Source organism: Achromobacter sp. Marseille-Q0513 (assembly GCF_018195695.1).
GTDB lineage: Bacteria > Pseudomonadota > Gammaproteobacteria > Burkholderiales > Burkholderiaceae_B > Achromobacter.
This window is the reverse complement of record NZ_JAGTJY010000010.1, coordinates 1-24,531: the sequence shown is the minus strand read 5'-3', so window position 1 is coordinate 24,531 and position 24,531 is coordinate 1. Positions and strand designations below refer to the sequence as shown.

21 protein-coding genes are annotated in these 24,531 nt (G+C 67.7%); 14 read left to right on the top strand and 7 right to left on the bottom strand.

The features are described 5' to 3' along the window. The first annotated feature begins 63 nt into the window (after positions 1-63). A complete protein-coding gene (locus KDH83_RS04175; protein WP_212312968.1) occupies positions 64-2,145 on the top strand; it encodes an ATP-dependent DNA helicase in 2,082 nt (693 codons plus the stop codon). Positions 2,146-2,238: 93 nt separating this feature from the next. Here the strand turns inward: KDH83_RS04175 and KDH83_RS04170 are convergent, their stop codons facing one another. Then, positions 2,239-3,024: an outer membrane protein assembly factor BamD gene (locus KDH83_RS04170; protein WP_212313008.1), complete on the bottom strand. Its 786-nt coding sequence runs from the start codon at positions 3,022-3,024 to the stop codon at positions 2,239-2,241. Positions 3,025-3,131: 107 nt separating this feature from the next. Here KDH83_RS04170 and KDH83_RS04165 point away from each other — a divergent pair, with 107 nt between their 5' ends. The 10 genes from KDH83_RS04165 (at position 3,132) to KDH83_RS04120 (ending at position 12,568) form a co-directional block, all read left to right on the top strand. Beyond that, entirely contained in the window at positions 3,132-4,190 is a 1,059-nt protein-coding gene (locus KDH83_RS04165; protein WP_212312966.1) for an RluA family pseudouridine synthase, read from the top strand. After that, positions 4,178-4,936, top strand: coding sequence for a peptidoglycan editing factor PgeF (pgeF, locus tag KDH83_RS04160; protein ID WP_212312964.1), 759 nt, complete (start codon positions 4,178-4,180; stop codon positions 4,934-4,936). The genes KDH83_RS04165 and pgeF overlap by 13 nt, the downstream gene beginning before the upstream one ends. Before the next feature lie 136 nt (positions 4,937-5,072). Further along, positions 5,073-6,707 (top strand): class I poly(R)-hydroxyalkanoic acid synthase, encoded by a 1,635-nt coding sequence (gene phaC / locus KDH83_RS04155; RefSeq protein WP_212312962.1) that lies wholly within the window; start codon positions 5,073-5,075, stop codon positions 6,705-6,707. 78 nt (positions 6,708-6,785) lie between these two features. After that, positions 6,786-7,523: an acetoacetyl-CoA reductase gene (gene phbB / locus KDH83_RS04150; RefSeq protein WP_212312960.1), complete on the top strand. Its 738-nt coding sequence runs from the start codon at positions 6,786-6,788 to the stop codon at positions 7,521-7,523. 117 nt (positions 7,524-7,640) lie between these two features. Continuing rightward, entirely contained in the window at positions 7,641-8,204 is a 564-nt protein-coding gene (gene phaR, locus KDH83_RS04145; RefSeq protein WP_212312957.1) for a polyhydroxyalkanoate synthesis repressor PhaR, read from the top strand. Between the two features lie 211 nt (positions 8,205-8,415). Then, positions 8,416-8,952 carry an iron transporter gene (locus KDH83_RS04140; protein WP_212312955.1) on the top strand — a complete coding sequence of 179 codons (537 nt, stop codon included), beginning with the start codon at positions 8,416-8,418 and terminating at the stop codon, positions 8,950-8,952. An 11-nt stretch (positions 8,953-8,963) separates the two neighbouring features. After that, positions 8,964-9,293 carry a cupredoxin domain-containing protein gene (locus tag KDH83_RS04135; protein WP_233772855.1) on the top strand — a complete coding sequence of 110 codons (330 nt, stop codon included), beginning with the start codon at positions 8,964-8,966 and terminating at the stop codon, positions 9,291-9,293. A gap of 14 nt (positions 9,294-9,307) precedes the next feature. Continuing rightward, positions 9,308-10,159, top strand: a complete 852-nt coding sequence (locus KDH83_RS04130) for an FTR1 family protein (RefSeq protein WP_212312953.1) — start codon at positions 9,308-9,310, stop codon at positions 10,157-10,159. 41 nt (positions 10,160-10,200) lie between these two features. After that, entirely contained in the window at positions 10,201-11,598 is a 1,398-nt protein-coding gene (locus KDH83_RS04125) for a 4Fe-4S binding protein (RefSeq protein WP_212312951.1), read from the top strand. A gap of 91 nt (positions 11,599-11,689) precedes the next feature. Then, entirely contained in the window at positions 11,690-12,568 is an 879-nt protein-coding gene (locus KDH83_RS04120; protein WP_212313006.1) for a PhzF family phenazine biosynthesis protein, read from the top strand. Between the two features lie 66 nt (positions 12,569-12,634). On the opposite strand, the gene KDH83_RS04115 is transcribed toward KDH83_RS04120, so the two are convergent. From KDH83_RS04115 to cphA (KDH83_RS04095), 5 genes are all read right to left on the bottom strand, one after another. Beyond that, entirely contained in the window at positions 12,635-12,976 is a 342-nt protein-coding gene (locus tag KDH83_RS04115; RefSeq protein ID WP_103273254.1) for a BON domain-containing protein, read from the bottom strand. Positions 12,977-13,045: 69 nt separating this feature from the next. Beyond that, positions 13,046-13,210 (bottom strand): DUF1328 domain-containing protein, encoded by a 165-nt coding sequence (locus KDH83_RS04110; protein ID WP_212312948.1) that lies wholly within the window; start codon positions 13,208-13,210, stop codon positions 13,046-13,048. Positions 13,211-13,250: 40 nt separating this feature from the next. Then, positions 13,251-13,451, bottom strand: a complete 201-nt coding sequence (locus KDH83_RS04105; protein ID WP_212312946.1) for a CsbD family protein — start codon at positions 13,449-13,451, stop codon at positions 13,251-13,253. A gap of 536 nt (positions 13,452-13,987) precedes the next feature. Next, a complete protein-coding gene (gene cphA, locus KDH83_RS04100; protein WP_212312944.1) occupies positions 13,988-16,558 on the bottom strand; it encodes a cyanophycin synthetase in 2,571 nt (856 codons plus the stop codon). A 60-nt stretch (positions 16,559-16,618) separates the two neighbouring features. Beyond that, on the bottom strand, positions 16,619-19,234 hold the full coding sequence (gene cphA, locus KDH83_RS04095; RefSeq protein ID WP_212312942.1) for a cyanophycin synthetase: 2,616 nt from the start codon (positions 19,232-19,234) through the stop codon (positions 16,619-16,621). A 279-nt stretch (positions 19,235-19,513) separates the two neighbouring features. On the opposite strand from cphA (KDH83_RS04095), the gene KDH83_RS04090 reads away from it, so the two are divergent. After that, positions 19,514-21,799 carry an ABC transporter transmembrane domain-containing protein gene (locus tag KDH83_RS04090; protein ID WP_212312940.1) on the top strand — a complete coding sequence of 762 codons (2,286 nt, stop codon included), beginning with the start codon at positions 19,514-19,516 and terminating at the stop codon, positions 21,797-21,799. Between the two features lie 21 nt (positions 21,800-21,820). After that, positions 21,821-22,291 carry a DUF1854 domain-containing protein gene (locus KDH83_RS04085; protein ID WP_212312938.1) on the top strand — a complete coding sequence of 157 codons (471 nt, stop codon included), beginning with the start codon at positions 21,821-21,823 and terminating at the stop codon, positions 22,289-22,291. A 142-nt stretch (positions 22,292-22,433) separates the two neighbouring features. Here KDH83_RS04085 and KDH83_RS04080 read toward each other — a convergent pair whose 3' ends face one another. Next, positions 22,434-23,582, bottom strand: a complete 1,149-nt coding sequence (locus tag KDH83_RS04080) for a GNAT family N-acetyltransferase (RefSeq protein WP_212312936.1) — start codon at positions 23,580-23,582, stop codon at positions 22,434-22,436. Positions 23,583-23,700: 118 nt separating this feature from the next. On the opposite strand from KDH83_RS04080, the gene KDH83_RS04075 reads away from it, so the two are divergent. After that, positions 23,701-24,531 (top strand): ferritin-like domain-containing protein (locus KDH83_RS04075; RefSeq protein ID WP_212312933.1); only part of this gene is annotated, 831 nt, incomplete at its 3' end.

Below are 24,531 nucleotides of genomic sequence, written 5' to 3'. Positions count from 1 at the left end.
TGCGCCAGAACCGCCGACCGGCGCCGGTCCGGACGCGGTCGCGGCCAGCGCTAGGCTGCATCGATGCTGGACCTGGACATATCCGAATTCTTCGCCGAGGACGGGCCGCTGGCCTCGGCCATGCCCGGCTACAAGCCGCGCCCCGCGCAGATCGAGCTGGCGCAGGCCATCGGCCAGGCCATCCAGGACCGCGCCACGCTCGTCGCCGAGGCCGGCACCGGCATCGGCAAGACCTGGGCCTACCTTGTACCCGCCTTCATCCAGGGCGGCAAGGTGCTGATTTCCACAGGCACCCGCACGCTGCAGGACCAGTTGTATTCGCGTGACCTGCCGCGCGTGCGCGCGGCGCTGGCCGCGCCGGTGACGGCCGCGCTGCTCAAGGGGCGCGGCAACTACATCTGCCACTATCACCTGGACCGCATGCAGGGCGACGAACGCGCCCTGAAATCGCGTTCCGAGATCGCGCAGCTGCGCCAGATCCAGGTGTTCGCCGGTATCTCCAAGACCGGCGACCGCGGTGACCTGGCGCAGATACCCGAAGACGCCGAGATCTGGCAGCGCGTGACCTCCACGCGCGAGAACTGCCTGGGCCAGGAATGTCCGCGCATCCGCGATTGCTTCGTGGTCAAGGCGCGGCGCCAGGCGCAGGAAGCCGACGTGGTGGTGGTCAACCACGCGCTCTTCATGGCCGACCTGGTGCTGCGCGAAGAGGGCGTGACCGATCTGCTGCCCGAGGCCGACACGGTGATCTTCGACGAAGCGCACCAGCTGCCCGACACGGCCACGCGCTTCCTGGGCAGCAGCGTGTCCACGCACCAGCTGCTGGATTTCGGCCGCGCGCTGGAAGCGGCGGGCCTGGCCTATGCGCGCGAAGCCGCGCGCTGGAGCGACGTCAGCCGCCACCTGGAAACCGCCGCGCGCGAGCTGCGGCTGGTCTGTGCGCCGCTGGACAAGCTGCCGGGCCGCAAGGCCACCTTCGAGGCAATGCCCGACGCCGAGGAATTCGATCAGGCGCTGGCGGTGCTGCGCGAGGCCGTGGACACTGCCACCAACGCGCTGGGCGCGGTCGCGGAAAAACATCCCGACCTGATGGCGGCGGCGCGCAACGGCGCAGAGATCTCCGCGCGCCTGAAACGCTGGGCCACGCCGGCGCGCGCCGGCTCGCAGGCCGACGAAGACGGCTGGGGCCGCGACGACCAGTCGGCCGAGACGGCGCCGGACGACGGCCTGCCCACGCCCGCCGCGCTGCGCGAGGGCGCGGCGGCTGCCATGCAATGGACCGGTCCGGCGGTGCGCTGGGTCGAGCACGGGCTGCACCACGTGCGCCTGCATTCCGCGCCCCTGTCGGTGGCCCAGGCCTTCTCGAAGTTCCGCAAGCCCGGCCAGGCCTGGATCATGACCTCGGCCACGCTGTCGGTGAATGGCGAGTTCGAGCATTTCACCGGGCAGCTTGGCCTGGACAAGGCGCGCACGGGCAAATGGGAGTCGCCGTTCGACTATCCCGAGCAGGCGCTGCTGTTCGTGCCGCGTGGCATGCCGGAACCGCAGTCGCCGCAGTTCCTGGACCGCTTCGTGCAGACGCTGCTGCCGCTACTGGAAGCCAGTCCCGGCGGCACGCTGGTGCTGTGCACGACGCTGCGCGCGGTGGACAAGGTGGCCAGCCTGCTGGCCGACGCCTTCGACGACGCCGGCCATGAATGGCCGCTGCTCAAGCAGGGCGACGCCACGCGCCGCGACCTGCTCGAACGCTTCTGCAAGCTGCCGCATCCGGTGCTGGTGGGCAGCGCCAGCTTCTGGGAAGGCATCGACCTGCCCGGCGATGTGCTGACCCTGGTGGCCATCGACAAGCTGCCCTTCGCGCCGCCGGACGATCCGGTGATCGAGGCGCGGCTGCGCGCCTGTCGCGCGCAAGGCGGCAATCCCTTCTCGGAATATCAGCTGCCCGAGGCCGCGATCTCGCTCAAGCAGGGCGCGGGACGCCTGATCCGCACGGAATCCGATTGGGGCGTGCTGATGGTGGGCGACGGCCGCCTGGTCGAAAAGCCTTATGGCAAGCGTCTCTGGCGCGGCCTGCCGCCGTTCGCCCGCACCCGCGAGCTGGACGAGGCGCTGGCGTTCTACCGGCGCAAGGGCGAGGGCGGCTGACCGGCGCCCTGCGGGCGTCCGTCATCCACGGCGACGGCAGGCAAAAAAAATCCCCTCGGACGAGGGGATTTTCCTACCCATGCGCGAAAGTGGTCAGAACGGGTTCCACCAGCTCTTGTCGGCCTTCAGTCCCTTGGACTTGAAGTCGCTGTTGGGGAAGTTCTTGTCGTACACGCGTTGGGCGTCGTTCTTCAGGTCGGTCATGCCGAGCTTGTCGTAGGACTGGATCATCAGGTAGAGCGCCTCTTCGGTGGCGGGCGCGCCCTCGAAGTCGGTGATCACGGTCTGGGCCCGATTGGCCGCCGCCACGTAGGCGCCGCGTTCGTAGTAGTAGCGGGCCACGTAGACTTCGTTCATGGCGATGGTGTTGACCAGCCAGTTCACGCGCAGTTCGGCATCGCGCGCGTACTTGCTGTCGGGATAGCGCTTGATCAGCTCGTTGAAGGCGTCGTAGGACGCGCGCAGGCCCTTGGGGTCGCGCTCGGCCGGATCCTGCCCGGTGATGTTGCTCATGAACGCGCTTTGCGGCGTGAAGCTGATCAGGCCCTTCAGGTACAGCGCGTAGTCGGTGCCGGGATGGTTGGGGTAGAGCTGCTGGAAGCGGTCGATGGCGGCCAGGGCCTGCTCGTTTTCGCCGTCCTTCCAGTTGACGTAGGCCAGTTCGAGCAGCGCCTGCTGGGCATAGACGCCGAACGGGTAGCGGCTTTCAATGGCGGTCAGGCGCTCGCGCGCTTCCTTCCAGCCGCCGGAGGAGATCTCGGCTTTGGCGTCGGCATACAGCTGCTCGGCGCTCCAGTTGGCGGTCTTGTCGTATTTGCTGCTGGTCGAACCGCAGCCGGCAATGGCCAGCACGGCGAATAGCGCGACGACCGCGCGCAAGACCGGCCCGCTACGGGAGGCGGGAATCGAGGGAGCTGCGGAACGGTGAATCACGAGAATCGTATCCTTGGTGTTAGCATGGCAGGCTGATTATATGATTTGTCTCCATGTCTGATACAGCCGTCAGCACAGATCCCGATTTTGACGAGGATTCCGAGGGCGATGGCCTCGAGGGTGGTTCCGATTCCGGTCCGAATTCCGGTCCGAATTTCGCCCCGGGTTCATCCCCCCAGGCGGCCGCTGGCGCGCCGCAATTGCTTACCGTCCCGCCGGGCACCCGGGCCGACCGCCTGGACAAGGTGCTGGCGGGCCTCATGCCCGAGCATTCCCGCAGCCGCCTGCAAGGCTGGATCGAGGCCGGCAAGGTGTTGGTCAACGGCGGCCCGGCCAAGGTCCGGCAGGTGGTCGGCCCCGACGACGAACTGACCGTCTGGACGCAGCCCGCGCCTGAAACGCAGGCTTTCGCGCCCGAGCCCGTGGATTTCGAGGTGGTGGACGCCAGCCCGGACTGGATCGTGGTCAACAAGCCCGCCGGGCTGGTGACGCACCCCGGGGCCGGCAACTGGAGCGGCACCCTGCTCAATGGCCTGCTGCACCGCTATCCCGAGCTGGCCCAGGTGGCCCGCGCCGGCATCGTGCACCGGCTGGACAAGGACACGTCCGGGCTGATGGTCGTGGCCCGCAATGAAACCGCCCAGACCCATCTGGTGCGGCAGTTGCAGGCCCGCAGCATGGGGCGCGAATACATCGCCCTGGCGCATGGCTGGCTGGGGGCGGCCGGCAAGGTCGATCGCCCCATCGGCCGCGATGTCCGGGTGCCGGTGCGCATGAGCGTGGAACGGCCGGTGGCGCCCAAGCCCGCCGTCACGCATTACTTTCCTTCGCGCCGCGGCGAGGTCGATCCCGGTGGCCGGGTGTGCGAGGTGGTCTGCCGCCTGGAAACCGGCCGCACGCACCAGATCCGTGTGCACATGGCCAGCCTGGGCCATCCGTTGCTGGCCGACGTGCTGTACGGCGGCAAGACCGTCGCGGGCGCGAGGCGGCAGATGCTGCATGCCCGCGCGCTGCATTTCGAGGACCCCGGCGGCCGGGGCGAGGTCCAGTTCAGCGCCGCCGTGCCGGCCGACATGGCGCAGGTTCAGGAAAACATCGTATGGAACGCGTGATTCAAGGATTGCCCGTGGTGACCGGCCAGCAGTGGGCCGGCGTCGAGTATTTCTGCACCACGCGCGCCGGCGGCGTCGGCGTGGCGCCGCACGACACCTTCAATCTCGGCCGCCGCGCCGAGGACAATCCCGACACCGTGGCCGAGAACCGCCGGCGCCTGCGCGCCGCGCTGCCGGCCGAGCCGCTGTGGCTGCGCCAGGTACACGGCGCCGATGTCGTCGACGCCGACGATCCCGCCACGCCGGAAGAGCCGGCCGCCGACGCCAGCGTCACGGCGCGGCCGGGCCGGGTGCTGGCCGTGATGGTGGCCGACTGCCTGCCGGTGGTGATCGCCGATGGCGCCGGCCGCGTGCTGGGCGCGGCCCATGCCGGCTGGCGCGGGCTGTCCGGCGGCGTGCTGGAGCGCACCCTGGCGGCCATGCGGGCCAAGGCGCCGGATGCCGGCGGCTGGCGCGCCTGGGTCGGCCCAGGCATCGGCCCGGACGCCTTCGAGGTGGGCCGGGACGTGCTGGATGCCTTCACTGCCGACGATCCTGCCACGGAATCCTATTTCCGCCCCCGGCCGGGCCTGCCCGGCAAATGGCTGGCCGACCTGTCCGGACTGGCCGAGTTCCGCCTGCGGCGCGCGGGCGTCGAGGACGTGACGCTGAGCCGCCTGTGCACGGTGGCGGATGGCGGGCGCTTCTTTTCGTACCGGCGCGACGGGATCACCGGGCGGATGGCGCTGCTGGCCTGGTTGTCCTAGGCCAAGTCTGATGTAGCGCAAAGCGCGGCTGGCGGGCCGCTGCTACCCTGGCGGGCCTCTCCTTGTATACCCGCATTGACAGTCCCGGACCCCGCATGCAACATCAATCGCGCAGTGTCGATAACAAGGTGTCGAAGTGAACGCCAATCTCTCCGCAGGACCCATTCCGGTGAGCGTGGCACCGGACATTCTGGCCGACATTCAGGCCGAGTTTTCCCGCGAATGGCAGCGCCTGTGCGATGACGCCCGGCAAGGCGCGCTGCCGCCGCCGTCGGATCGGCGCTTCGCGGGCGCGGCCTGGGCCGCCCAAGGCTCGCACCTGCTGATGGCGCACGCCTACCTGCTGTCGGCCCGCGCCATGTCGCGCCTGGTCGATGCGGCGCAGGTCAGCGAGCCGCTGCGCGAGCGCCTGCGCTTTTCCGTCATGCAATGGGTGGACGCGCTGTCGCCGTCCAACTTCCTGGCGCTCAATCCCGACGCGCAGCAGTCCATCGTCGAAAGCGCCGGCCGCGCGCTGACCGAAGGCGTGGCCAACCTGCTGGGCGACGTCAAGAAGGGGCGCATCACCCAGACCGACGAATCGCAGTTCGAAATCGGCCGCAACGTGGCCGTGACGCCGGGCGAGGTGGTGTTCGAGAACCGGCTGATCCAGCTGATCCAGTACGCCCCCCTGACCGCGACCGTGCACGAGCGCCCGCTGGTCATCGTGCCGCCGAACATCAACAAGTTCTACATCCTGGACCTGCAGCCCGAGAATTCCTTCGTCCGGCATGCGGTGGAGCAGGGCTATACGGTATTCCTGGTTTCCTGGCGCAATCCGGTGTCCAGCGATACCGACGGCATCGATCGCGCCACCTGGTCCGACTACCTGGACGACGCGGTGCTGCAGGCGCTGCGCGTGGCCAGCGACATCACCAGGCAGCCCAAGGTCAACGCGCTGGGCTTCTGCGTGGGCGGCACCATGCTGGCCTCCGCGCTGGCCCTGGCCGAGGCGCGCGGCGAGCATCCAGTGGCTTCGCTGACGCTGCTGACCACGCTGCTCGACTTCCACGATACCGGCGTGCTCAAGGTCTTCGTCGACGAGGCGCACGCGCTGCTGCGCGACCACCAGTTCGGCAGCGGCGGGCTGATGCCGGGCCGCGACCTGGCCACCACGTTCTCGTTCCTGCGGCCCAACGAGCTGGTGTGGAACTACGTGGTGGGCAACTATCTCAAGGGCCAGAAGCCGCCGGCGTTCGACCTGCTCTTCTGGAACGGCGACAGCACCAACCTGCCCGGGCCGTTCTTTTCCTGGTACTTCCGCAACACCTACCTGGAAAACAACCTGAAGGTGCCGGGCCGGGCGCAGGCCGCGGGCCTGCCGCTGGACCTGACGCGGCTGGAGATGCCGTCGTACATATTCGGCTCGCGGGAAGACCATATCGTGCCCTGGGTGGCGGCCTACGCGTCCACGCAAGTGCTGCGCGGGCCGCAGCGCTTCGTGCTGGGCGCGTCGGGGCACATCGCCGGCGTGGTCAATCCGCCCGCGAAGAAGCGTCGCAGCTACTGGGTCATGGAGCGCGATGGCGGGCCGGGCAATCCCTTGCCCGGCGATCCCAACGCCTGGCTGGCGCAGACCACCGAACAGCCGGGCAGCTGGTGGCCGGACTGGAGCGCCTGGCTGGCCGGCCATTCGGGCAAGCAGGTCAAGGCGCGCGTCAAATTAGGCAATGCCAGCCATCGGCCGATCGAGCCGGCGCCTGGCAGGTACGTGAAGGTCCGGGCCGCCTGAGGCCGCGTCCGCGGCTGGTCCGGAGCATAAGAGCAAGCAGTCAATCAAACGAATCGTCCGTCGCACACAGGAGGAAGTATGAGCGGGAAACTGGCTTACGTAACAGGCGGGATGGGCGGAATCGGCACCTCTATTTGCCAGCGCTTGGCCAAGGAAGGCTTTCGCGTCGTGGCGGGTTGCGGCCCCAGCCGGAATTATCAGCAATGGCTGGACGAACAGGCCGCGCAAGGCTATACGTTCCATGCCTCGGTGGGCAACGTCTCCGATTGGGACTCCACCGTGAAGGCCTTCGAGAAGATCACGGCCGAACTCGGCCAGGTGGACGTGCTGGTCAACAACGCGGGCATCACCCGCGACGGCCTGTTCCGCAAGATGAGCGCCGATGACTGGCGCACGGTGATCGACACCAACCTCAACAGCCTGTTCAACGTGACCAAGCAGGTCATCGACGGCATGGTCGAGAAGCAGTGGGGCCGCGTCATCAACATCAGCTCGGTGAACGGCCAGAAGGGCCAGTTCGGCCAGACCAACTACTCCACCGCCAAGGCCGGCATCCACGGCTTCACGATGGCGCTGGCGCAGGAAGTCGCCAGCAAGGGCGTGACGGTCAATACGATCTCGCCGGGCTATATCGGCACGGACATGGTCCGCGCGATCCGTCCCGACGTGCTGGAGAAGATCGTCGCCACCATCCCGGTGCGCCGCCTGGGCACGCCGGAGGAAATCGCGTCGATCACGGCGTGGCTGGCGTCGGATGAATCCGGCTTTTCGACGGGCGCGGACTTCTCGCTCAACGGCGGCCTGCACATGGGCTGACGCATGTGGGGCCGCCGGCTGGCGGCCCTGGCGCCGGGCGGCTTCGGGGAGAGGGCCGCCCGGCATTACACTTGACCCTATCCAAAGCCTGAGAGATCGCCCGATCCGGGGACAACCATGACGCAAGCACAAACCGGCGCCAGCCTGCGCCTGATTAAAAAATATCCCAACCGTCGACTGTACGACACCCGGACCAGCACCTACATCACCTTGGCCGATGTCAAGCAACTGGTCCTGGCCAACGAGGAATTCCAGGTCGTCGACGCCAAGAGCTCCGAAGACCTGACCCGCAGCATCCTGCTGCAGATCATCCTGGAAGAAGAGAGCGGCGGCATGCCCATGTTCTCGTCGAACATGCTGTCGCAGATCATCCGCTTCTATGGCCACGCGATGCAGGGCATCATGGGTTCCTACCTGGAGAAGAACATCCAGGCCTTCATGGAAATCCAGCAGCGCATGGCCGAGCAGTCCAAGGGCCTGTACGGCAGCCAGTTCGGTCCGGAGGCCTGGACGCAGTTCATGAACGTGCAGACGCCCATGCTGCAGAACATGATGAACAACTACATCGACCAGAGCAAGAACCTGTTCGTGCAGATGCAGGACCAGATGCAGGACCAGACCCGCGCCATGTTCTCGACCTTCCCGTTCACGCCGGGCGGGAATCAGGGCGGACGCAAGTAGGCAGGCAAGGCCGGCCGCCGTCGCGGCGGTCCGGGAACGAAGCCGGCGCGGTGCGCCGGCTTTTTTGCGGGCTTGATCCGGCGCAATCGTTCGCCTGTTTCCGGCGGTTCCGGTTCAGGGAGATGTCAGATTCTTTGGTTACATTAATGAAAACGGTTCTTGTTTATGTTTTAAGAACCATCGTTTCATCCATGTATCGAGGAATATGCACATGATCAAGAAAGCCTTGGCGCTGGCCATTGTCGGTTTGAGCGTGTCTGCCGCGCAGGCGGCCGAATACCCCATCGGCAAGCCGGTGCAGAAGGGCGGCATGGAAATCGGCGCGGTGTATCTGCAGCCGATCGAAATGGACCCTCCCGGCATGATGCGTCCGGCCAAGGATTCCGACGTGCACCTCGAAGCCGACATCCACGCCACCGCCGACAACAAGACCGGCTTTCCGGAAGGCGAGTGGGTGCCCTACCTGGTCGTGAACTACGAGATCCAGAAGGTCGGCAGCCAGAACGTGCAGAAGGGCACCTTCATGCCCATGGTCGCCAACGACGGCCCGCACTATGGCGAGAACATCAAGCTCGAAGGTCCGGGCAAGTACAAGCTGAAGTACTCGATCCTGCCGCCGACCGCGAACAAGATGAGCCACTTCGGTCGTCACATCGACAAGGAAACGGGCGTGGGCCCGTGGTTCGAGCCGATCGACCTGGAATATGAATTCGTCTATGCCGGCACCGGCAAGAAGGGCGGCTACTGATCGTGCGTCGCCTGCTCAGCGTCATCGCGGCAGCCCTGATCGGCGCCGCCGCTCCGGCGGCGGCCGACGAGTTGCCCACGTTCACCTTGACCTTCAAGCCGAACGGCACGTTCGAGCCGGCCACGCTGGAAGTCCCGGCAGGGCGCTTCAAGATCGAGCTCATCAACGAGAGCAACGAGCCGGTGGAATTCGAGAGCATTCCGCTGCGCAAGGAAAAAGTGCTGGGCCCGGGCGTGAAATCCTTTGTGGTGATCACGATCTCGCGTCCCGGCGAGTATCCGTTTTTCGATGACTTTCACCAGAACGTGAAAGGCACCTTGGTGGTCAAGCCCAAGGAATAAGCCGGTAGCAAGACATGGAACAGGTCCTCTTTATCGTCTGGCGCGAAAGCGTCGAAGCCCTGCTGGTGGTGGGCATCCTGTACACCTGGCTGCGCGCCGCGCCGCAAGGCAAGCGCGGCCTGGCCTACCTGTGGGGCGGCGTTGCCGCCGGCGCGGCGCTGGCCGTGGCGCTGGCGCTGGTGCTGCTGGGCATCTCGTCCTGGCTCAGCGACGAGGGCCAGGAATGGTTCCAGGGCATCATGTCGCTGGCCGCCTGCGCGCTGGTGGTGCAGATGGTCATCTGGATGAAGAAGCACGGCCGCACGCTCAAGAGCGAGCTTGAGGGCGGCGCGCGCACCTCCGTGGCCAATGACAACTGGTGGGGCCTGTTCCTGCTGGTGGCGATCGCCGTGGCGCGCGAAGGCAGCGAGACCGTGGTCTTCCTGTACGGCACCGTGTCGGCGGGCGAGGGCGGCGGCGACATGTTCAAGCTGGCCCTGGCAGGCGTGGGCGGTTTCATCGCCGCGCTGCTGACCTTCTGGCTGCTGCAGCTGGGCGGCAAGCTGATCACCTGGCGCCGCTTTTTCCGCGTCACCGAGATCCTGTTGCTGCTGCTGGCCGGCGCCCTGCTGGTCGGCGGACTCGACCGGCTGATCTCGCTGGACGTGGTGCCGGCCATCGTCGATCCGATCTGGGACACTTCGGCTCTGTTGAGCGACAGCACCGGCCTGGGCAAGATCCTGGCGGATTTCGCCGGCTACCGCGCCATGCCGGCGCTGATCTCGGTGCTCGTCTGGGTGGCGTACTGGATCCTGGTCTGGGCGCTGTTGCGCTGGGCCGGCGCCAAGCCCGCCCCGGCGCCGTCGGCGGCCCGCAGCGCACCCTGATCCGGAACGTCGGCGGATGACAGACACATGAAGGTTTAGATATGGCCGCAGCACTCGGGAGGGCGACCTCCCGTATCGCCGATTTTCTCCGTGACCATGCCCCCCTGTTGCGCAAGCTGCAGTGGGGCATTGTCGCGCTATACGCTTTCCTCCTGATCGTGCCGGCGGTGCTGCCGCTGCCGGACAATTCGGCCTCGGTCGTCAACAACCTGACCATCGTCGCGCAGTTCGCGTTCTGGGGCGTGTGGTGGCCGTTCGTGCTGGTGTCCATGCCCATCCTCGGGCGCGCCTGGTGCGGCTGGCTCTGTCCGGAAGGCATGCTGACCGAATGGGCCAGCGAGCGCGGGCGCGGCAAGGCCATCCCGAAATGGATGCGCTGGGGCGGCTGGCCCTTCGTCGCTTTCGCGCTGACCACGGTCTATGGCCAGCTGGTCAGCGTCTACCAATACCCGCTGGCGGTGCTGGCGGTGCTGGGCGGCTCCACGGTGGCCGCCATGATCGTGGGCTACCTGTACGGCCGCAACAAGCGCGTCTGGTGCAAATACCTGTGCCCGGTCAACGGCGTGTTCAATCTGCTGGCCAAGCTCGCGCCCTGGCACTTCAAGGTCGACGAAGAGAAGTGGCGCCATCCGGTGATCCGCATCGAACCCATCAACTGTGCGCCGCTCGTGCCCCTGCGCCACATGAAGGGCGCGGGCGACTGCCATGTCTGTGGCCGCTGCAGCGGCTATCGCGGCGCGATCGAACTGACGCCGCGCTCGCCGGAAGCCGAGATCGTCCACGTCACCGACGGCGAACCCTGGCAGACCGCGCTGCTGTGCTTCGGCCTGATGGGCATCGCCATCGGCGCCTTCCTGTGGAGCGCCAGCCCCTGGTATGTGAGCGCCAAGCAATGGGCCGCGACCTGGCTGGTCGAGCACGACATCATGTGGCCGCTGCTGGACAACGCGCCCTGGTTCATCCTCACGCACTATCCCGAGGTCAACGACAGCTTTTCCTGGCTGGACGGCGCCGGCATCCTGATGTTCGTGATCGGCGCCACGGTCTGCGTCGGCGGCGCGGCCTACCTGTCGCTGTGGATCGCCGATCGCATCGCGCCGGCGCTGGCCGTGCCCGGCGCGGCCGCCACGCGCTGGGGCCGGCCCGGCCTGCACAAGCTGGCGCAGGCCCTGATTCCGTCCGCTGGCATTGGCGTGTTCCTGGGCCTGTCGGCCACCACCGTCAACCTGCTCAAGCACGAAGGCGTGCAGGCGGCCTGGGCCGCGCCCGTGCGCTTCACGCTGCTGACGCTGGCGGTGCTGTGGACGCTGCGCCTGTTCGCGCGGCTGTTGGCCGCAAGGCCCGGCGGCGTGCCGCGCAAGGTGCTGGCGTGGCTGGTGCTGGCGGCCGGCCTGGCGCCGTTCTGCTGGGCCTGGGTGCTGTTCTTCGCCATCTGGTGAATCAGGCCGCGAAGGCGGCGGCGCTTTGGGATAAAGTGTTGGGCCCGGCCGCGTCCGCGGCCCAACCTAGAGACTCTTGCGCCTGCCCGCCATGACCGACTACGCCTTCCGTCTGCTCAACGTCTTCGCCACCAACGACTCCGCCTTCAGCGGCAACCAGCTGTGCGTGTTCGAGGACGCGCGCGGCCTGGACGACGCCGTCATGCTGCAGCTGGCCGCGCAGTTCAACCTGTCCGAAACCACCTTCATCCTGCCGTCCGAGCAGGCGGATGCGCGCGTGCGCATCTTCACGCCCGGCTACGAAATGAAGTTCGCCGGCCATCCCACGCTGGGCACCGCGCAGGTGGTGCGCGACCTGCTGGGCACGGGCGACGCGCTGACGCTGGAGTTCAAGGCGGGCGTGGTGCCGGTGACGGCGCAGGGCGATGCCTGGACCTTCACCGCGCCTTGCCCGAACGGCGTCGGCACGGCCGCGCCGGCGCTGGGCCGCGCCGAGATCGCCAGCCTGGTCGGCCTGAACGAGGATGACCTGCTGGGCGATCCCATCTGGATTGATACCGGCGCGGACCAGTTGCTGGTGCCGCTGCGCAGCGTGGACGCGGTGCGTCGCGCCCTGCCGGACAGCTCGCAACTGGACCGTTGGCAGGAAAGCAGCCTGGGACGCAAGACCACGTATCTGTTCGCTTTCGACGAAGGCGCGGTCGAAGCCGGCCGGCAGGTGGTCGAGGCGCGCTATTTCTTCGCCAAGGCGGGCGGCGGCGTGGATGAGGACGCGGCCACCGGCTCGGCCTGCGCCAACCTGGGCGGCTGGCTGCAGGCGCAGGGCCGCGCCTTGCCGGCCAGCCTCATGGTGCGCCAGGGCGCGCAGATCGGCCGACCCAGCCGCCTGCTGCTGGATGTGTCGGCCGACGGCCGCATCCAGGTGGGCGGCCGCGCGCTCGATATCGGGCGCGGCGTCATCACGCTCTGACGCCGGTCGCGCAAAAAAAGGCGCCCGTGCCGCAGCACGGGCGCCTTCAGGCGCATGAGGTCCGGCCTACTTCTTGTTCTTGGCGGGATCCACCTTGATGTTGTTCATCACCTGCTTGACGCCTTCGATGCCGCGGGTGACCTTGGCGGCGTGGTCGGCTTCGGCGGCGGTGCCCACCGTGCCGGTCAGGGTGGCGACGCCGTTGTTGGTTTCAACCGCGATGTCCAACGCGCTGAGCTGCTTGTCGGCCACGAAGGCGGCCTTGACCTTGGTGGTCACGGTCGCGTCGGACGCGTACTCGCCCACGGACTGCTTGGGCTTGTTGTCGGCGTCGGCGGCGTAAGCCATGGAAGTGAAGACGGCGCCCGTGCCCAGTGCGGCGGCGGCGATCAGCTTGCGGATTTCCATAGAGGGTGCTCCTGGTTGGTTGGTGGTTCGGCGCGTCGTGGACGCGATGGCTATGACGGCTTGTCGCCGCTATTTTTTGCGGAAGCTGCCGCCCAGCAGGGACAGCAGCGCCAGGACGAGAAAGACGAAGAACAGGATCTTGGCGATGCCCACGGCGCCGGCGGCGATGCCGCCGAAGCCCAGGATCGCGGCAATGATCGCGATCACGAAGAAAACCACGGCGTAGTGCAGCATGTCAGCTTCTCCCGGTGGTCATTGGCGGAATCAGGCGCGCTCAGTGGTTCTGGTCGAAGAAGTCGCGGACTTCCTTCTGCGCCTGTTCCTTGGTCTTGCCATAGCGTTCCTGGATCAGGCCCGCCAGGCGTTCGGCGTTGCCCTCGCTGCGGGTCAGCTCGTCGTCGGTGAGTTCACCCCAGGCGGCCTTGGCCTTGCCCGTCAGTTGCTTCCACTTGCCAGCGATGATGTCGTTGTTCATGGGGACCTCTCTGCGTGTGTGCGAATGTCGGCTTATGGCCGTAAGCGCTGTGTTCGCGGTTGAGTAGGACGCTGATCAGCATGGCTCCACCGTACGTGCCGGCCGGAAAGCCTGTCAAACCTGGCTGTGGGCAAATGTAACGACGTTGATGGGGACAAATCCCCGGGTTTCCGACCGGGTGATGGCAAGCCTGCGCGCAGGGCGGGAGTTACATTCGCGCAACGTCTTGTCCCGTTTTGATTGGGCCAGGTAACGGGATCTGCGGCGATTGGCGGTGGACGAGCGCGCTGGTATCTTCGTCGGGAATGCCGCCGGATGTCGGCGGCAATGAGCAAGGAGTCAAGCATGCCGAAACGAATCTGCGCCGTGCTGATGCTGGCGCTGGCCGTCCTGGCGACGGCGGGCTGCGCGGGCACGGACCGCTTCCAGGCGCAGGCGGACGTGGTCCGCGCCCACGGCTAGGTCCGGGCAGCAATGAAAAGCGAACGGGGCGCTATGTAGCGCCCCGTTCGCTTATCGCCGGTCCTGGACCGGAATCAGGCTTCCTGGATGCGCTTGGCGATGTGCTCCAGCGCTTCCTCGACCTGGTCGACCAGGATCAGGCACAGATCACCGGCCTGCAGGCGCGCCAGCGCCGTGTCGATGGCCAGGAACTCGCCGTAGATCTCGTCGACCTGCTTGGCGCGGGTGGCGTTGACCAGACCCTGACGCAGCAGCGCCACCACTTCGCCGTCGGCGCGGCCGCGCTGGCACTGGTCCTGGTACAGCAGCACGTCGTCGAAGGCTTCGCCCAGGATCTCGGTCTGCATGCGGATGTCTTCGTCGCGGCGGTCGCCGGCGCCGCTGATCACCACCGAGCGCCGCTTGGCGGGCATGGCGTCCACGGCGCGCACCAGCGCCAGGATGGCGTCCGGGTTGTGGCCGTAGTCGGCGATGACCGTCGCGCCGCGATAGTCGAACACATTGAAGCGGCCCGGTGCGGTCTGGGCGTCGTTGACGAAGCTGGCCAGTCCTCGGCGCACGATGCTCCAGTCCAGGTTCAGCCCCCAGGCCGCGGCGATGGAGGCCATCGCGTTCTCGACCTGGAAGACGATGGCGCCGTTGCGGGTGAGCGGGATCTCGGCCAGCGGGAAGCGGGTTTCCTCCGCGCCTTGGGCCGCGACGATGCTGTCGCCGTCGCGATAGACCACGCGCAGGCCCTGGGCGCGATGCGTGGCCATGATGGGATGGTTGCGGTCCTCGGCGAAGTAGGTGATCGAGCCGGGGCAGCTGGCGGCCATCTCGGCGACGATGGGATCGGCGGCGTTCAGCACCGCCATGCCCGACGGATGCACGTGCTGGACGATGACGCGCTTGACCACGGCCAGGTCCTCGACCGTGCTGATGTAGCCCAGGCCCAGGTGGTCGCCCATGCCGATGTTGGTGACGATGGCCACGTTGCAGCGGTCGAACGCCAGGCCTTCGCGCAGGATGCCGCCGCGCGCGGTCTCGAACACGGCCGCGTCCACGTCGGGATGCATGAGCACGCTGCGGGCGCTGCGCGGGCCGCTGCAGTCGCCGGTGTCGATGCGCAGGTTGTCGACGTACACGCCGTCGGAATTGGTCATGCCGACGCGGTTGCCGGCGGCGCCCAGCAGATGCGCGGTCAGGCGCACGGTGGTGGTCTTGCCGTTGGTGCCGGCCACCGCCACGACCGGGATGCGGCCGTCCTCGCCGTCGGCGTACATGTTGGCGATGATGGCCTCGCCCACGTTGCGGCCCTTGCCGAAGGACGGATTCAGGTGCATGCGCAGGCCGGGCGCGGCGTTGACTTCCACCACGCCGCCGTGCTGTTCCTCCAGCGGATACAGCACGCTCTCGGCGACGATGTCCACGCCGCAGATGTCCAGGCCGATCATTCGGGCGGCCGACACGGCGCGCGCGGCCATTTCGGGATGGACCTCGTCGGTCACGTCGGTGGCCGAGCCGCCGGTGCTCAGGTTGGCGTTGTTGCGCAGGAAGATCAGCGTGCCCGGGGGCGGCACGGAATCGGCGTCGTAGCCCTGCTTCTTCAGCGTGGCCAGGGCGATGTCGTCGAAGCGGATCTTGGTCAGCGAGGTGGCGTGGCCGTCGCCGCGCAACGGGTCGGCGTTGACCTGCTCGACCAGCTGGCGGATGGTGTGGCGGCCGTCGCCGGTGACCTGCGGCGGATCGCGGCGCGAGGCCGCGACCAGATTGCCGCCCACCACCAGCAGGCGGAAGTCATGGCCGGGGATGTAGCGCTCGACGATGACTTCCGAGCTGATTTCCTCGGCGACTTCGAAGGCCTGGATCACCCGCTCGCGCGTTTCGATGTTCACGGCCACGCCGCGGCCCTGGCTGCCGTCGCGCGGCTTGACCACGACCGGGCCGCCCAGTTCCTGGGCGGCTTCCCAGGCTTCTTCGGCGGTGGTGACCGAGCGGCCCAGCGGCACCGGCACGCCGGCGGCGTCCAGCAGCATCTTGGTCAGGTCCTTGTCCTGCGCGATCGATTCGGAGATGGCGCTGGTCAGGTCGGTCTCGGCGGCCTGGATGCGGCGCTGCTTGCTGCCCCAGCCGAACTGCACCATGCTGCCCTGCGTCAGGCGGCGGTAGGGAATGCCGCGCGCGGTGGCGGCGTTGACGATGGAGCCGGTGCTCGGGCCCAGGCGCACGTCCTCGTCCAGCTCGCGCAGGCGTTTGAGCGCGTCGGGCAGATCGAAGGGCGTGTCGTCCAGCGCGGCGCGCACCAGCTGCTGGGCGAGATCCATCGCCAGGCGGCCGACTTCTTCCTCGCTGTACTCCACCACCACCTGGAACACGCCCGGTTCGATCGTGGTCGCGGTGCGGCCGAACGTGACCGGGCAGCCGGCGTGGGCTTGCATCGTCAGCGAGACGATCTGCAGCACGTGGGCGATGGACACGGCGCCCTGGTGGCCCTCGGGGCGCAGCAGGCCGGTCTGCGGCAGGCGGGCGCGCAGCCGCGCCTCGAAGTCGGGGAGGTTGTCGATGGAGCACTCGGCGTCGGCGCAGGACACGATGGCCTCGATCGCCGTGTTCTTGCTCCACAGATTGGGGCCGCGCAGCGCTCGGATGCGGGAAACTTCCATGGCAGGTATTCCTGTCTGTCTGGCTCAGGCGCGCCCCGATCGGGACGCGCCGGGATAGTGTCAGTGTTGCTGGATCCAGCGGCGGACCAGATCGATGGTGGGGCCGGAGAAGGCCTCGTCGGATTGGAGCAGGACGAAGTCGCCGGCGGCGATGGCGTCCAGCGCGCCGGCGATGGCCTTGCCGTGGTCGGGCTCGTCCTGGATGTGCTTGACGCGGCTGCCTTGCGCCAGGCCCTGGCGCAGCAGCGCGCGCGCCTGGCCGTCGGGACGCTTGCTGCGCACGGTGGCGTCGTCGTACAGCACCACGCGGTCGAAGGCATCGCCCAGCAGCTTGCCCTGTTCGATCAGGTCGGCGTCGCGGCGGTCCGCGCCGGCCGAATAGACGGCGCTGCGCGCGGTGGCGGGGAACTGGTCGATGGCGGCGATCAGCGGGCGCAGCGCCGAGGCGTTGTGCGCGTCGTCGACCACGACCGTGCTGCCGCCGCGCTCGAACACCGTGAACTGCCAGGGCGCGTCGGCCTGGTCGATGTCGAAGGTCTCGATGCCGGCGCGGATCAGCTCCACCGGGATGTCCAGCGCCCAGGCCGCGCCGACGGCGGCCAGCACGTTCTCGACCTGGAAGGCCACGCGCCCGCCGTGGGTCAGCGGGATCGCGGCCACGTCGGCCAGGCGTTCCTCGCGCTTGCCCTGCGCCAGCACGATGGCGCCGTCGCGCACGAACACGGCGCGGCCATCCTGCTGCAGATGGGCGGCGATGGCGGGCAGGGCGGGATCGATGCCGAAGAAGATCACGGCACCGTCGGACAGCTCGGCCATCTCGACCACGCGCGGATCGCGCGCGTTCAGCACCGTGTAGCCGCCGGGCAGCACCACGTCCACCTGCGTGCGGAAGACGTTGAACATGCGTTCGGCGTCATTGATGTCGAAGTCGCCGAGATGGTCGGCGTCATCGATGTTGGTGACCACGCCGACCTGGCAGCGGTCGTAGGCCAGGCCCTGGCCCAGGATCACGCTGCTGTCGTTCTCGATGACGGCGGCGTCGACGTTGCGGTTCATCAGGATGCGCGTGCCCGAGGCGAAGTCGGCGCGGTCGCCCTTTTGCACCAGGCGGCGGTCCAGGTACAGGCCCTCGCTGCAGGCCAGGCCGGTGCGCTTGCCCGACAGGTACAGCAGGCGCGCGATCAGTCGCGCGACCACGGTCTTGCCGTTGGTGCCGGTGACGCCGACGATGGGGATGCGGCCGGCGTCGCCTTCGGGGAACAGGTGGTCGACGATGGCCCGGCCCACGGGGCGGGGCGTGCCGTCGGCCGGCTTCAGGTGCATCAGCAGGCCGGGGCCGGCGTTGACTTCGACGATGGCGCCGCGCTGCTCGTCCAGCGGCCGCGAGATGTCCTCGGCCACCAGGTCCACGCCGGCGATGTCCAGGCCGACGATGCGGGCGGCCAGCGTCACGGTCGCGGCGACGCTGGGGTGGACCTTGTCGGTCACGTCGAAGGCTACGTTGCCGCTGCGCTGCACCAGCACGCGCTGGCCGTCGGCGGGCACGCTGTCGGCGTCCATGCCCTGGCGGGCGATTTCCAGGCGCGCGGCCGAATCCAGGCGCACCGGGTTGAGCGGATGGTTCTCGGTGCGGCCGCGGCGCGGGTCGGGGTTGATTTGATTGTCGATCAGCTCGGTGATGGAGGACTTGCCGTCGCCCGTGACCCAGGCCGGCTCGCCGGCGGCGGCGGCCACCATGCGGTTGCCCACGACCAGCAGGCGGTGCTCGTTGCCCAGCACGAAGCGCTCGACGATGACGCCGCTGCCTTCCTCGACCGCGACGGCATAGGCCGACAGCACTTCCTCGCGCGTGGTCAGGTTGGTGAAGACGCCGCGGCCATGGTTGCCGTCATAGGGCTTGACCACCACCGGCAGGCCGATGTCCTCGGCCGCGTCCCAGGCGTCCTCGGGGCTGTCGACCAGGCGGCCTTCCGGCACCGGCACGCCGCAGGTGGACAGCAGTTCCTTGGTCAGGTCCTTGTCGCGCGAGATGCCCTCGGCGATGGCGCTGGTGCGATCGGTCTCGGCGGTCCAGATGCGGCGCTGGCGCGAGCCGTAGCCGAACTGCACCAGGTTGCCCTCGAACAGGCGGATGTAGGGGATGTCGCGGTCGTCGGCCGCGTCCACGATGCAGGCCGTGCTCGGGCCCAGGCAGTGGCGGTCGATCAGCGTGCGCAGGCGCGCCACGGCGGCGGGCACGTCGAACGGGCGGTCCTCGATGCCGGCCATGACCAGGTTGCGGGCTTCTTCCAGCGCGGCGCGGGTGACCTGTTCCTGCCAGGCGCGCACCACGACCTTGTAGACGCCGCGGGTGGAGGTTTCCCGGGCCTTGCCGAAACCGCCGCGCAGGCCGGCGAGATTCTGCAGTTCCAGGGTGACATGTTCAAGAATGTGGCCGGGCCAGGTGCCTTCCTTCAGTCGCATCAGGAAGCCGCCTCGCACGCCCGGGCTGCAGCGGTGCTCGATCAGGGTCGGCAGCCATTCGGTCAGGCGTTCGTAGAATCCGGGAATCGTGTTCGACGGGTAGTCTTCCAGCTCGCCGATGTCCACCCAGGCTTCCAGGACCGGACGGTAGGTCCAAATGTTCGGGCCGCGCAAAGCCACGACATCGAGAAATTCAATGTCTTTCTTTTTCATGTTTTAATTTGCTCGAGATGCAGGTTGGCACGCGCGGAAGCCCCTATGCATATGACCGCGAATTTGATTGGGGTTGCGCTTAAAGAATAATGCCAACGAGTGGGGGATCCCAGAGATATTCCTAATTAGAAAAATCGGCTGATACTATACGACGCCTTCAAGGGCGGGAACTCGATTTGTTGTAAGGAAAGGACACGTTTTCAGCCCTCTGGCGAAAACCGCTTTGCCACCTTGCATGGCAGTGTCTAGGGCAGTGTCTGGGCCCCGGTATGCGTACCAATGAAAAAACCAAACCTGCATTCAGGCCTTGCCGATGCCTTTCCTGCCCGCTGGCGGGATGAAATCCGCGCCGAACTGACCGATGGCGAAACCCTGCTGGCCTGGGTTGAAATAGACCTGGACCAGCGGCTGAAGTTCCATCCTGGCCTGGTCGCGGCCACGGACAAGCGCCTTTTGGCGCGCAAGGCCGACGATAGCGGCTGGGAGTCCTGGGCGTACGGTCCCCAATTGTCCCTGACGCTGGCCGATCATGCCGGCGCGGCGGTCCTGGAACTGCACGACGACAGCGCGCGCCTGGGTATCTGGCGCTTCACGCTGGCCTGCAACCCGCCGGCGCTGCGCCTGCTGGCGCAATTCGAGGCGCAGCAGGCCATCCGCCTGTCGGGCCAGCCGCCGCAGCATGACGGCGATCGCGCCTGCACCATCTGTCACAATCCGATTCCCGAAGACGCCGAGGAATGCCCGATCTGCCATCGCGAGCAGGCGGCGCCGTCCTCGACCTGGGCGCTGCTGCGCCTGTGGCGCTTCGCCAAGCCGTACCGGCTGGCGCTGCTGTCCGGCTTCCTGCTGACGCTGCTGGGCACGGCCGCCGCGCTGGTGCCGCCGTACCTGACCATGCCGCTGATGGACGACGTGCTGATCCCGTTCCAGAACGGCTCGCCCATCGACTACGACAAGGTCCGCCTCTATCTGGGCGGCCTGCTGGCGTCGGCCTTCCTGGCCTGGGGCCTGGGCTGGGCCCGCACCTTCATCCTGGCCTGGGTCAGCGAGCGCATCGGCGCGGACCTGCGCACCACCACCTACGAACATCTGCAGAAGCTGTCGCTGGAGTATTTCGGCGGCAAGCGCACCGGCGACCTGATCTCGCGCATCGGCAGCGAGACCGACCGCATCTGCGTGTTCCTGTCGCTGCACCTGCTCGACTTCGCCAATGACATCCTGATGATCGTCATGACGGCGGTCATCCTGGTGTCGATCAATCCCTGGCTGGCGCTGGTGACGCTGGTGCCGCTGCCCTTCATCATCTGGATGATCCACGCCGTGCGCGACCGGCTGCGCCATGGCTTCGAGAAGGTCGACCGCATCTGGTCGGAAATCACCAACGTGCTGGCCGACACCATTCCCGGCATCCGCGTGGTCAAGGCCTTCGCCCAGGAAAAGCGCGAGGTCGCCCGTTTCCGCGAAGCCAACAACCGCAACCTGGAAGTCAACGACCGCGTCAACACGGTCTGGTCGCTGTTCTCGCCCACGGTCACGCTGCTGACCGAAGTCGGCCTGCTGGTGGTGTGGATCTTCGGCATCTGGCAGGTCTCGCAGAAGCAGATCACGGTGGGCGTGCTGGCGGCCTTCCTGGCCTATATCGGCCGCTTCTACACGCGCCTGGACTCCATGAGCCGGATCGTGTCGGTGACGCAGAAGGCCGCCGCCGGCGCCAAGCGCATCTTCGACATCCTGGACCATGTTTCCAGCGTGCCCGAACCGCAGAATCCGGCCAAGCTGCCGCAGATCAACGGCCGCATCGAATTGCGCGAGGTGGGTTTCCGCTACGGCAACCGCCAGGTCATCCGCGGCCTGAACCTGAACATCGCGCCGGGCGAGATGATCGGCCTGGTCGGCCACAGCGGCTCGGGCAAGAGCACGCTGATCAACCTGATCTGCCGCTTCTACGACGTGTCCGAGGGCGCGGTGATGGTGGACGGCGCCGACATCCGCTCGCTGCGCGTGTCCGAGTACCGCCGCAATATCGGCCTGGTGCTGCAGGAGCCGTTCCTGTTCTTCGGCACCATCGCCGAGAACATCGCCTACGGCAAGCCGGAGGCCACGCGCGAGGAAATCGTCGCGGCCGCGCGCGCCGCGCACGCGCACGAATTCATCCTGCGGCTGCCGCATGGCTACGACTCGCTGGTCGGCGAGCGCGGCCAGGCGCTGTCCGGCGGCGAACGCCAGCGCATCTCGATCGCGCGCGCGCTGCTGATCGATCCGCGCATCCTGATCCTGGACGAAGCCACGTCTTCGGTGGATACCACCACCGAAAAGGAAATCCAGAAGGCGCTGGACAACCTGGTGCGCGGACGCACCACCATCGCCATCGCCCACCGCCTGAGCACGCTGCGCAAGGCCGACCGGCTGGTGGTGCTGGACCGTGGCCAGATCGTCGAGCAGGGGCCGCACGAGGAACTGATGGCCAAGGAAGGCGCGTACTACCGCCTTTACCAGGCGCAGGCCCGCCAGGCCGAGGCCGACGCTCAGTCGCCGGGCAGCGACGACATGGCCGCCGTGGCCTGACGCGGAAACGGAAATCCAGCCATGACGCTTCCCACATTCCAATTGCGCCGCAATGCCTTCGGCCGCCTGGTGTTCCAGGGCGCCGACGGCCAGACGCACGAAGGCGTGCTGCCCGTGCGCGCCTTTCCCATCAGCCAGCCGGGCAGGGGCCTGTCGCTGGTGACCGCCGACGGCCACGAACTGCTCTGGATCGATCAACTGTCGGATCTGCCCGCCGACGCGCGGGCGCTGGTGGAAGAGGAACTCGCCAGCCGCGAGTTCATGCCGGAGATCCGCAAGCTCAAGAGCGTGTCGGCCTTCGCCACGCCCACCGTCTGGAAGGTCGAGACCGACCGCGGCGAGACGGCCTTCACGCTGCGCGGCGAGGAAGACATCCGCCGCCTGAACGCGCAGACGCTGTTGATCGCCGACAACCACGGCATCTTCTATCTGATCCGCGACCTGATGTCGCTGGACAAGCACAGCCGCAAGCTGCTGGATAGGTTTCTGTAGCCCACCCCCGAAGCGCTGCGCGCTTCCCCCTCAAGGGGGCGCCGCTACGGACCGGCAAAGCCGGCTCCGTGCGGCCCCGCTTGGGCGAGGCCTGCGCTATGCGACGCTTGTTGGCTTCGTTGGATAGTTGTGGGGCGGATCTTTAATCTGCATTGTCGGGCGTGTTCTGCTTGAACGGCGTATGCGCTTCCAACTCGTCCAGGTAGCCCTCGACCGCCGTGGTTTCTTCGTCGAGGAAGCGTTGGATCGCGTCGGCGAAGCGCGGGTCGGCGACCCAGTGGGCGGACCAGGTGGGGGTGGGCAGCAGGCCGCGCGCCATCTTGTGTTCGCCTTGCGCGCCGCCTTCGAAGCGGGCGATGCCGTGCGCGATGCAGTAGGCGATGGCCTGCATGTAGCAGGTCTCGAAATGCAGGCCCGGCACGTATTCCGTGGCGCCCCAGTAACGTCCGTACAGCGCGTCGCCGCCGGCCAGGTTCAGCGCCGCCGCCACGGGCGCGCCGTCGCGTTCGGCCAGGATCAGCACGAAGGCGTCGGGCTGGTCGCGGTGGGCGCGGCGGAAGAAGTCCGCGCTCAGGTAGGGCGGGTTGCCGTGCTGGAAGTAGGTGCCGCGGTAGCACTGATAGAAGAAATCCAGTTCGTCCGCGCCGATGGCGTCGCCGCGCAGCCAGCGGTGGCGCAGGCCGGCGGCGGCGACCTTCTTGCGGTCCTGCCGGATCTTCTTGCGCTTGTCGTGGCTCATCGAGGCCAGGAAGGCGTCGAAATCGGCATGGCCGGCATTGCGCCAATGGAACTGCACGCTTTCGCGGACCAGGAAGCCGGCCTCGCGCAGCGCGCGCATGTCGGTATCGCACGGGAACAGCAGGTGCAGCGAGGACACGCCGATTTCCTCGGCGAAGGCGATCAGCGCGCGCGCCAGCGCGGCGCGCTCGTCCGGGCCGGCGGCCAGCAAGCGGGGGCCGGTCACGGGCGTGAAGGGAATGGCCGACAGCAGCTTGGGGTAGTAGCGCAAGCCGTGGCGCTCGAAGGCGTCGGCCCAGGCATGGTCGAACACGTATTCGCCGCGCGAGTGCGATTTCAGGTACAGCGGCACGGCGCCGGCCAGCGTCTCGCCGCGCCACAGCGCCAGGTAGTGCGGCGACCAGCCGGTCCGTGGCGAGGCGCAGCCGGTCTCGTGCAGCGCCCGCAGAAAGGCGTGGCGCAGGAAGGGCTGGTCGCCGGCCAGCGCGTCCCATTGACGGGCGTCGATGCGGGACAGGTCGGTTTCGATGGTCAGGCGCGGCGAGGAATCCATGGGGCAATGATAAAGTCTCCCAGGTTGCGGCCCAAGACCGCGCCGCCGCCACGAGAGGGCGGCGGCCAAGACAGCCGCGGACGGCTCGCCGAGACCGTCCGCCACCGGAATCCTGCATATGAACAGCAACACCCACCCGCCGGGCGCCGCCTGCCTGCGGGCCCAGGCCCTGCACGCGCTGGCGGTCGCTGACTGGGCCGGCAAGATTGCCGCCGTGCGCGCCATCGGCGACGCGTCCGTCGTCGATGCGGAATGCCGCCTGGAGCCGTCCAGCGCATTGCCGGGCCGGCCGGCGCGCCCCGAGCTGGTGTCGCCGCAGCAACTGCGGCATCGCTCGCCGGCCTCGCCCGAAGGACGCGCCGCGCTGCTGCACGCGCTGGCGCATATCGAATTCAACGCGGTCAACCTGGCGCTGGACATCATCTGGCGTTTCACCGGCATGCCGGCGGCGTTCTACCTGGACTGGCTGCGCGTGGCGCGCGAAGAGGCCTACCACTTCGAGCTGCTCAACCAGCGCCTGGCCAGCCTGGGCCATGCCTATGGCGATTTCCCCGCGCACAACGGCCTGTGGGACATGGCCGAGCGCACCCGTGGCGACCTGCTGGCGCGGCTGGCGCTGGTGCCGCGCACGCTGGAGGCGCGCGGGCTGGATGCCTCGCCCATGATCCGCGACAAATTGAACAGCGTCGGCGATGCCGAGAGCGCGGCGGTGTTGGATATCATCCTGGCCGACGAGATCGGCCACGTGGCGATCGGCAACCGCTGGTTCAAGCATCTGTGCGCGCGGCAGGACAGGGACCCCGTGGCCTGCTACGCGGAACTGGCGCAATTGCATGGCGCGCCGCGCCTGCGCGGTCCCTTCAACCTGGAAGCCCGCCGCGCCGCCGGTTTCGACTGGCGTTTCACCGGCATGCCGGCGGCGTTCTACCTGGACTGGCTGCGCGTGGCG